Here is a 9,419-nt window from a genome sequence, read left to right on the forward strand (position 1 = left end):
GGCCCAGTCCGTCCCGCCCGGCCGTCCTGCTCGGCCCGGCTCGCCCGGCCCAGCCCGTTCCGGCCCGTCCCGCCCGGCCGTCCCGCTCGGCCCGTCCCGCCCGTCCCGCCTCGCCTCGCCCGCCTCGCCTCGCCCGGCCAGCCCGTCCCGGCCAGCCCGTCCCGGCCAGCCCGTCCCGGCTCGCCCGTCCCGGCTCGCCTCGCCCGGCCCCGCCCCCGCGGAGGGCGGCCCGCGCGTACCCAACCCTTGCCGCACGTGCCTCCGCCGCACGTGCCTCCGGGCCCCGCCGCACCCCCTGACCGACCGTCACATCGGCGCAGGTGCCGCCCTGCCGAAGGAGCGCCGGTACCACAGCAGCGGGTCTCCCGCAGTCTCGGCCAGCTCGATGGCGACCGGCCTGCCGATCAGGAGATCGTGGTCCCCGACCGTCACCACATCCCACCGCTCACAGCGGCAGACGACCCCGGCTCCACGCACCACCGGAAGCCCGCTGCCCGGCAGCGCGTCGGTGCCCCCGCCCGCGAACCGGTCCACGCCCCTGCCCGCGAACCGTCGGGCGAGGTCCTGCTGCCGGTCGCCGAGGACGTTGATGACGAACTCGGGGGCCCGCGTGAGCGCGCGGTGGCAGCCTGCCGTGCGGGCGATGCCGACGGTCACCAGCGGCGGGTCGAGCGACACGCTCATGACCGCGCTGGCGGTCATCCCCCAGTCCCGCTCCCCGTACCGCGTGGTGACCACCACGACCGGCGCCGCGAGCCGCGCCATCGCCTCGCGGAACCGGTCCGCGTCCACCTCCACTGCCCGACGTTCAAGCGTCTGTCCCACTGTCATGGCTACTCCGTTCCGACATTTGCCAAAGGGTCGTCGTCACATCCCGTTCGTCAGTCCTGTTCGTCAGTCCTGTTCGCCGAAGCACTGCAGCAGCAGCCCGAGCACCCGCTGGTAGCGTTCCGCGGCCTCCGCCGCGCCCTGCGGCGCGTGCCCCTGGTCCGCCAGGACCACCCGCGTCCCAGCCCCAGCCGCAGCCCCGGCCCCAGCCCCGGCCCCAGCCGCAGCCGTTCCCGCAGCCGCAGCCGCGCCCGCGCGCTCGCAGAAGGCCGCCGTGGCGACGGGGTCCACCACCTCGTCCTGCTCCCCGTGGACGACGTGCAGCGCCGGCAGGCCGTGCCGCACGAGCTCCCCGGCCGTGTGGTATCCGCCCGCGCCGGGTGTGCCGAAGGTGTCGTCGAAGAAGCGGACGAACTCGGCCAGTTCCGCCGCGCTGCCCATCCGCTGCCGGTGGCTCTCCAGGTCGAGCATCGGCGCCGACAGCACCGCCCGCGAGAACCGCCGGCCGCGGTCGCCGCAGACCGCCTGCAGCCCCGCCCAGGCACCGAAGCTGACACCGAGCAGCCCCGCCGGGAGGCCCCGCACCCGCGCGGGGAGCCGGCCGAGCACCAGGTCGAGGTCGGCGCCCAGGACCTTGGCCCAGTCGCCGTGTGCCGCGCTCCGCCACCCGGTGCCGAAGCCGGTGCTGCTCGGATAGTTCCAGACCACCACGGCGACGCCGGCCTCCAGCAGCTCCCGGTAGAGCCCGGCGTACCGCAGACCGTCCCGTTCCCCGGACTCCGGGCCGCCGTGCAGGGACACCACCAGCCCGCGGCAGTCCTGCGGCAGCCAGGCCCAGCACCTCCGGTCCGCGAGCTCCACCAACTCAGCCTTGTACTCCGGGAGTTGCGGACCCAGCCGGAGCGGCCGGACCCGGCGCCCGGAGATCTCCAGATGACGGACCCCGACGAGCAGCGACTCCTCGGCGGCCAGCACCGTGTCGGCACCCGCGCCGAACAGGGTCAGCTCCCCGTACTCGCCCGGGAACTCCTCGTCCTCGCGCCGGGACGCTCCACAGCGAGCAGGTGCCGCGCACGTCCAGCAGCACGCCCGGGAACTCCTGGGACCGTCCCGCGTCGTCGTGCAGCGTGTAGCTCGGACGCACGCCCACGCGGCGCTCCCAGCGCCACCAGTGTTCTCCGCGCGCGGCGAAAGCCGCGACCTCCGCGTCCTGTTCCGCCTCGGCAGCAGCCCAGTGTGCGGCCACCGCACCGGAGAACGGGTCCACCAGGCACCGGCCGGCCGACGGCTCGACCAGCAGCAGCGCGGTCTGCCTGCCGTTGAGGTCCGCCGCCACCAGGTCGGTCCAGTTTTCGGCGGCCCACTGCGGCAGCAGGCTCCGGCGCAGCGGCCGGCCGTCCCCGGCGTCGGCCGCGGCGGCGCGGACGCCGTCGGCGGTGTCCGCGATCCAGACGATCTCTCCGCGGTCGGGCAGGTGGACGCAGGCGTCGACCGGCGCCGGCGACAGCACCCGCTCGTCCCGGTGGGTACCGTCCGCGGCCGTCAGCCGCCACAGCAGTGCGCTGTCGCCGAGTTCGACGACAGCTGTCCCCGAGGGGGCGACGGCCACCGGGACCGTGCGCCGGTGCTCGTCCAACACCTGAGCCAGCCGCCGCATCCGCTCGTACGCAGTCATGACACGCTCCCCGCCGGTTCTCGGGCCTGGTCGGCCGGGGCCGGCGCACCGGCGTCGGCGGCCGCGGCCGTGCGCAGTCGCACCCATGCGGCGACGACGGGGTAGGCAAGGCAGTTGAGCCCGATCAGTGCGGCGGAGACCAGCAGGGCGACCGAGGCGCCCTGGGTCTGGTAGACCCATCCGCTGGTCGCGCCGCCCAGCGCGTCGCCGGCCAGGAACCCGCTCTGTGAGGCGCCGAAGAGCAGTCCCAGCTGCGCGGTCGGGAAGATCTGGCCCTGCAGTACCTCCTCGCTGGTGGCGGAGGTGGTGAAGGACAGCGAGCGGATGGTGATCGCGGTCATGGCCACCGGGGCTCCCCAGCCGGGAACCAGCAGCAGGGTGCCGGCGGCGGCGACGCCCTCGGCGACGACCAGGGCGCGCAGCGCCCGGGTGCTGCGCAGCCGTGCGGCGATCATCGGCCCCACGAAGCTGGACGTCAGGCTCACCGTTGCCAGCGCGACACCGACCAGCCCGATCCCCAGTCCGTGCTTCTCCAGCACCAGCGGCAGATACGGCGTCACAAAGCTGGTGTACAGCCCGCCGAGCACGCCCAGCGCCGCGACGGCCCACGCCAGTACACCGCCGCGGCCCCCGGCCGGGCGGGCCGCATCCGCCGCATCCGCGGCATCCGCGGCAGCGGTCGGCGCGGCGGGTGCGGTCGAACGGCCCGGGGCCGACAGCGCCGGCAGGCAGGCCAGCGCCACCAGTGCGGCGGCGGCCAGCAGTGCCGTCCGGCCCCCGTCCACCACGCCGAAGGCGGCCAGGCCTGCGCCCGCCAGGGCGGCCCCGCAGGCGGCGCCCACCTGTTGGGCGACCACCCGGGCGCTGACCACCCGCGGCCGGGTGTGCTCGTCGGTGATGCCGAAGGTCCAGGTCCGCAGGCCCACCAGGACGGTGCTGGCGCCGAGCCCGGCCACCGCGCCGGACAGCAGGACCAGTGCCAGCGAGCCGCTGAACACCCGCAGCGCCAGTCCCACCGCGTACAGCAGGGTGCCGGCGGCCAGCGCGGTCCGCGGCCCCCACCGGTCCAGCATCCGGCCGACGGCGAAGGAGCCGGCCCCGGTCACGGCCATCGCGCAGTAGCCCGCGCCGAAGCGGCCCAGTGCGTGCTGCTGCGCGTAGTACAGCGGCTGGGCGGTCTTGGAGAGCCACATGCCCGCGAAGAACAGCAGCTGGAAGCCGAGCAGCGCGGCCGTGGAGCGGCGGGTGAGCAGGGTCCGGGTGCTAGGCATCGGCCATGACCAGGAACGTGACGGCGGCGAGGTTGTCCTGGATGGACTCGTCGTCCTCGTCGAGGTCGGCCGCCTCCTGCAGGACCTGCATGGCGTCGTGCGCGCGGCCCAGGTACAGCAGCGCCTCCGCGGTGCAGGCGCTGATGTCGGCGCGGAGGTCGCCGCGCACCGCGGCGGGGGTGAAGTCGGCCAGCGTGTCCAGGACGCCCTGCCAGTCCTCACGCTCCGCCTGGGCGTAGGCGTAGGCGTAGGCGAGGTCGGCGCGCTGCGGAGCCAGTCTCCAGGCCCGGCGGTGGCAGTCCAGGGCGAGCTCGGGCTGACCCTCGGCCGCGGCGACCTGTCCCCGCAGGGAGTGCCCTTCGGGGATCCACGGGTCGATGTCCCGGGCCAGGTCGAGTTCCTCGGCGGCGGGGCGCCAGTCGCCCGCCTCCATGTGGCACTGGGCCAACTCCATGTGGTACTCCGGCATATGGGGGTCGATCTGCAGCAGCGACCGGTACTGCGGGACCGCCTCGGCGGTCCGGCCGGTGCGGCGCAGGATCTGGGCGCGGTTGTAGAGCAGCACCGAACGGTGCAGGTGGTTGCGCTCGCTGGAGTCCTCCAGGTCGGCGAGCGCCTGGTCGACGAACGCCATCGCGGCCTCCGCCTCACCGGCCCGGAACTGCAGCAGGGCGTAGCCGTTGCGGTTGAAGACCCGGTCGAACCCGGCTTCGTCCTCCAGCCCGGGCACCACCTGGTCGAGGTCGGCGAGCGCGCTGTCCAGCAGTTCCGCCGCCCGGGTCGCACTGTGCAGGTAGGGCTGGTGGTGGCGGGCGTAGAGCATGGACTGCCCGTACTTCGCGCGGGCGCGGTCCAGGGGACGTCCGAGGTCGGCCCACGCCTGGTAGTGCCGTTCGGCCTTCTCGGGGTGACCCAGCATCACATGGCCCACGGCCAGCACCTGGTGCAGGCTGGGGCGGCCGTGGCGGGCGGCCAGGGGTTCGAGCAGCGCCAGCGCCGTCCATGCGTCGCCGACGTGCAGGTACTCCTGGGCCCGGGCGATCAGCCATTCGACGTCGGGCTCGGCCGGCGACTCGGTGGCGTGCAGCCGGGCGATCCGCTGCTCGGCGGCCCCGGTGGCGGGGTGGGGCCGGCCCTGCGGGCGCCCCGGCTCCAGGCTGACGGTCCACCCCTCGCAGGTCCGGGCCAGCAGGGTGAACAGAGCCCTGCTGCCCTCGTCCAGGTGCTGCGCCGCCGTCACCCGGACCCGGACCGGGCCCTCGACGGCCCGGCTCACCGCATCCGCGTACGCCGCGAACACCCGGTCGGTGCGCTCACTGAGCGAGTAGCGGATCTGGCCCTCCAGGCTGGCGCCGTCGGTGAGGCTGACCGCTTCGGCGGCCGGGTCCCGGTCGGCGAACCCGTGCAGAATGCTGCGGCGCACCGGCAGCGGCAGCGTCCGCCGGACCTCGGGCCCCAGCAGCCCGATCAGTGCCTTGGCCGGGCCGAACGCGATCGGGCTCGCGCCGGCACAGAGAACGATCTCCGTGGTCATTGCCACTCCCTTGGATGTCGGTGCCCGGGTGGTCGTCGCCCGGACATGCCGGCGGGGAGGGCCCGAAGGGCCCTCCCCGCAGCGGCCTGGTGTCAGCCGGCGACCTTGCCGCCGTACATGACTGCGAAGTTGGTCTTGACGGTCTTGGGCTGACGCTTGATGAGCTTCATCTCGGTGTCCTCTCTTCCCCTGGGTCGGGGGTGTTCGGCGGGGAGGGCGGGTTCGCCCTCCCCCGCAGCAGCCTGGTGTCAGCCGGCGACCTTGCCGCCGTACATGACTGCGAAGTTGGTCTTGACGGTCTTCGGCTGACGCTTGATGAGCTTCATTCCGTAGTCCTCCTCTGTCCCCCGGGTCGGGGGTGCTGGCCGGGGAGGGCGGGGTTGCCCTCGTCGGCTGGTGAGAACGAAGCTACGGACCCTCGGCATCGATCCGTTATCCGCCGGCTATCGCCACGGCGGAGGGGCCGGCAGGCCGGACGAGCCGCAGCTCGGAGGCGGTCGGCGGGCTCAGCCGAGCAGCCGGTCGTCGTCGATGTCGACGGTGATGGTGCCCGGCGGGTAGTCCTGCGCGCGGGCGGTCAGCAGCAGGTCGGTCTCGGGGCGGTGGGCGCTGGGCAGTGAGCAGTACAGGGCGTGCACGGTGTCGGGGCCGCCGTAGCCGTCGCGGACCATCGAAGCCACCGCGATCGCGGCCACCGGGTCCAGGGACTCGACGTCGATCCCGGGCAGCGACAGGACGTGCAGCCCGGCGTCGGCGTCGTGCAGTTCCGCCTGCAGCAGGCACAGCGCGGGGACGATCAGGTGCCGGAACGGCGAGGCGGCCGCGTTCTCCGCGATCCGCGCCAGCTTGCCGTGCCCGCCCGCCAGCGCCGTCAGCGCGCTGGTGTCCAGAACGATCACGCGGCTCCCCGCAGCGCGTCCCTGGCCTTGGCGGCGGCGATCTCGTACACCCGGTCGAGCGCGCCGGGCGTGGCATCGAACTCGGCGTCCGTCAGCTCCACGTGCATCCGCTCCCGGAGCCCCGCCCGCCGCGCCTGCTCCACCCGCGCGCGCGCCTGCTCCGCGGTCAGCTGCTCCGAGGCCAGCGACGCCACCAGCGAGCCGAGCCGTCGTGGTGCCGCGTTCCTTGGCCAGGGCCGCGAGGTGGTCCCGGGTCGCCTCGGGGACTTTGATCGTCGAATCAGCCATGACCCCAAAGTACACCAGGACTACACCCCGAGTAGAGAGGTCGGCCCGCGGCCGTCGCGGTGAGGGAAGCCGTCCCGATACCGGACCGATAACGGCGTGCCGGATGCTCATGGCACCGAGGGAAACCCCGAGGTGAAGCCGGAACGAAGGAGAAAACCATGAACGACCTGCGCATCGCCCTTTCCGCCACTTCCGCCGAGAAGATGGTCGACTCGGCCGAGCTCTCGGTCAGCCTGAAGCTGGAGGGCCCGCGTCCGGTGCTCCTCGAGAACATCGACGACTGACGACCGACGACTGGCCGTTGAAGGCAGGGCGGGGACCGCGCTCCCGGAGCACGGTTCCCCCCTGCCTCACGTCTTTCCACCTGCCTCACGTTCTGAAGGTGAGCGAAATGCCGTATTCGTTTCATGAGCTGGCCGCATCGGCCGAGATCGTCGGGCTGGGGAATCCGCAGGCCGAGCCACTGGTGAACCGCGGAGCAGCCTCGCCCGCCGACTACATAAGCCTTGACGACATTTCGCTGGCGCTGGCGCAGGGCCTGCTCCAGGTGCCCTACCTGCAGATGGTCCAGCAGAGCCGGCGCGTCCCGGGCAGCGAGCTGACGACCTCGGCGCGCACCAGTGACGGCGCCGCCTACGAGTACATCGACGGCGAGAAGGTGACCAAGGCGCTGGCCGCCGGCTACACGCTCAAGCTGAACCAGGTCCACCACTGGCACCGGGCCACCGACCGCCAGGTCGGAACCCTGGCGGCGAACCATCCCGCCGAGGTGAAGCCGTTCGTCTTCCTGACCCCGGCGGAGGAGCGCGGGCTGCTGCCGCACCGGGACGCCTCCCATGTGCTGGTGATCCAGCTCGAAGGCCGCAAGGAGTGGACGCTCTGGAATCCGGGAGCGGAGACCCGCAGCAGCCACGGCCTGGACGTGGACCTGGAGAACCCGCTTCGCGAACTGGTGCTGGAGCCGGGTGACGTGATGTACCTGCCGCACGGGTACCCGCACTCCGCGCGCGCGGTCGGCGGCCCCTCGATGCACCTGACCTTCACCATGAGTCTGCCCACCCCGGAATCCCTGGTCGCGGCCCTGCTGGACAGCGCCGCCGACCCCGCCGGCGACCCCCTCCCCTCCGGGCGCGGACGCGCCGAACTGCTGGGCCGGGCCGCCGACGACCTGCTGCGGACGGCCGCCGGACTGGACGCGGACACCTGGTTCACCACAGCCCTGGCGCGGCAGCGCACCGGAACGCCCGCCTCGACCCGGAAGGAGGCGGCGCTGACATGAGCAGCACCGACCCGCTGCACGACTTCTTCACAGCCTTTGACGACTTCCGCGCGACCGCCACCGACCCGGCGCCGATCAGCGCGGCACTGACCGCCGCGAGCGCCGCCGCCTGCGCGGCGGAGCCGTTCGACGAGGCTCTCAGGTACGGCAACCTGAGGGCCCCTCAGTTCTCGGTGATCGGGTCGTCGGCCCCGCCCCGGACCCGGGAGCGCCTGGTCGCCAGCCGGCCTCTGCCCGGCTACGCCGACACCCGGTGGCTCGCCGAGGCGCTGGACGCCGGCGCCGCTGTCCGGGTCGAGCGCCCCGACCTGCGCTTCCCGCAACTGCTCAGCGGCTTCTCCGGGCTGCGGGACGACCTGGCGGCCGGCCGGCTGGCCGGGTACCAGCTCTACCTGCGGCCGGCGGCCGGCCCGCAGCCGCGGTCGCTGCGGTTCGACTGCGGGTCGACCCACTACCTGGTGGTCCAACTGTCCGGCGCCACCGCCTGGGGCGGCGACGGCGAGCGCCTCGACCCCGGCCGCGCCCGCCACCTGCACCCCGGCACCCCCGGCGACGCCGGGCAGTGCCGGGCACTGGGCCCGTCGAGCCTGCTGGTGCTGGTCTTCGCCCGGCCCGACGACCGGTCGCTGCGCCGGGCCCTGGCCGAGGGGTTCCTCGCCCATCTGCGGGACACCGGCGAGGCCGAGCGCCACCACCTGGTCCCGGCCGACGCCAAGGCCGACTGGCTGCACCGACGGCTCGGCGAGTTCCTCGCCGACCCCGGCCTGCACGGCAGCCGCGACCGGCTCGACCTGCTGCGCCCCGCCGCCGAGGCGGCGGCCCCGACCGCGGCGCCACGGCACAGCCGGTGGGGCGGTCATGAAGAGCTTCGGCGGGACCTACCGGGAGCACACGCCCGGACAGACCTGGCAGCGGGTACGCCCCCATCTGCCCGAGTACGGCATCACCCGGGTCGCCGACGTGACCGACCTGGACGTGATCGGCATCCCGGTCTTCGCCGCGACCCGGCCCTCCGCGATGACCGTCACGTGCAGCCAGGGCAAGGGCATCACCAAGGAACTCGCCCGGGTGTCGGCGGTCATGGAGAACCTGGAGACCGCCGTCGCCGAGCAGTACCGTCCGCAGGGGATGCCCTGGGCCTCCTTCGAGGAGGTCGCCCCTGCGTTCGCCCCCGAGGACCTGTCGCTGGGCCGGCCGTCGGCGCTCACCCGCCGGACCAAGCTGGCCTGGTGCCCCGCCGTGGGCGTCCTGGACCGGTCGGCCGCCCTGGTCCCGCACGCGGTCGTCTCGCTGCACCAGGAAAGCACCGCCCCGTGGTACCCGGCTCTGTTCGCCCGCGCCAGCAACGGACTCGCCAGCGGGAACAGCCTCGCCGAAGCGGCCCTGCACGGGCTGTGGGAGCTGGTCGAACGCGAGTGCACGCTGCGGTTCAGCCGGACCCCGCAGGCCGAGCGCCACTACATCGATCCGCACTCGGTCACCGACCCCGTCTGCGGGCAGCTGATCGACACGGTCCTGTCGGCCGGCTTCCACCTGGAGATCGTCGACGCCTCGGTCGGGGCGTTCCCGGTCTTCGCCGTCTACCTCTACAACTCGGACATGGCCGACGTGTTCGGCGGCGGCGGGGCCCCCGCCGATCCGGCGG

At 73.9% G+C, this 9,419-nt stretch carries 10 protein-coding genes; 3 read left to right on the forward strand and 7 right to left on the reverse strand.

Annotated elements, in window-relative coordinates; all coding sequences use genetic code 11:
• Positions 1 to 306: 306 nt before the first annotated feature.
• The 7 genes from TR46_RS30005 to TR46_RS42670 form a co-directional block, all read right to left on the reverse strand.
• Positions 307 to 831: a flavin reductase family protein gene (locus TR46_RS30005; protein WP_042407620.1), complete on the reverse strand. Its 525-nt coding sequence runs from the start codon at positions 829 to 831 to the stop codon at positions 307 to 309.
• A gap of 63 nt (positions 832 to 894) precedes the next feature.
• A complete protein-coding gene (locus tag TR46_RS30010) occupies positions 895 to 1,803 on the reverse strand; it encodes an alpha/beta hydrolase (RefSeq protein WP_042407622.1) in 909 nt (302 codons plus the stop codon).
• Entirely contained in the window at positions 1,694 to 2,503 is an 810-nt protein-coding gene (locus TR46_RS42665; RefSeq protein WP_042407625.1) for a hypothetical protein, read from the reverse strand. The genes TR46_RS30010 and TR46_RS42665 overlap by 110 nt, the downstream gene beginning before the upstream one ends.
• Positions 2,500 to 3,774 carry an MFS transporter gene (locus TR46_RS30020; RefSeq protein ID WP_042407627.1) on the reverse strand — a complete coding sequence of 425 codons (1,275 nt, stop codon included), beginning with the start codon at positions 3,772 to 3,774 and terminating at the stop codon, positions 2,500 to 2,502. Before TR46_RS30020 ends, TR46_RS42665 begins: the two co-directional genes overlap by 4 nt.
• Positions 3,767 to 5,308, reverse strand: coding sequence for a tetratricopeptide repeat protein (locus TR46_RS30025; protein WP_042407629.1), 1,542 nt, complete (start codon positions 5,306 to 5,308; stop codon positions 3,767 to 3,769). Before TR46_RS30025 ends, TR46_RS30020 begins: the two co-directional genes overlap by 8 nt.
• 506 nt (positions 5,309 to 5,814) lie before the next feature.
• Positions 5,815 to 6,207: a PIN domain-containing protein gene (locus TR46_RS30030; RefSeq protein ID WP_042407634.1), complete on the reverse strand. Its 393-nt coding sequence runs from the start codon at positions 6,205 to 6,207 to the stop codon at positions 5,815 to 5,817.
• Positions 6,204 to 6,401: a hypothetical protein gene (locus TR46_RS42670; RefSeq protein WP_042407636.1), complete on the reverse strand. Its 198-nt coding sequence runs from the start codon at positions 6,399 to 6,401 to the stop codon at positions 6,204 to 6,206. The genes TR46_RS30030 and TR46_RS42670 overlap by 4 nt, the downstream gene beginning before the upstream one ends.
• A 252-nt stretch (positions 6,402 to 6,653) precedes the next feature.
• Here TR46_RS42670 and TR46_RS45170 point away from each other — a divergent pair, with 252 nt between their 5' ends.
• The 3 genes from TR46_RS45170 to TR46_RS30045 all read left to right on the forward strand — a co-directional run.
• The gene (locus tag TR46_RS45170; protein ID WP_269084285.1) at positions 6,654 to 6,779 is read left to right on the forward strand and encodes a hypothetical protein; all 126 of its coding nucleotides are present in this window, start codon (positions 6,654 to 6,656) and stop codon (positions 6,777 to 6,779) included.
• A gap of 107 nt (positions 6,780 to 6,886) precedes the next feature.
• On the forward strand, positions 6,887 to 7,774 hold the full coding sequence (locus tag TR46_RS30040) for a JmjC domain-containing protein (protein WP_042407639.1): 888 nt from the start codon (positions 6,887 to 6,889) through the stop codon (positions 7,772 to 7,774).
• A gap of 858 nt (positions 7,775 to 8,632) precedes the next feature.
• A partial coding sequence (locus TR46_RS30045) for a YcaO-like family protein (RefSeq protein ID WP_174505167.1) occupies positions 8,633 to 9,419 on the forward strand: 787 nt, incomplete at its 3' end.

It is taken from the genome of Streptacidiphilus carbonis, assembly GCF_000787775.1.
GTDB lineage: Bacteria > Actinomycetota > Actinomycetes > Streptomycetales > Streptomycetaceae > Streptacidiphilus > Streptacidiphilus carbonis.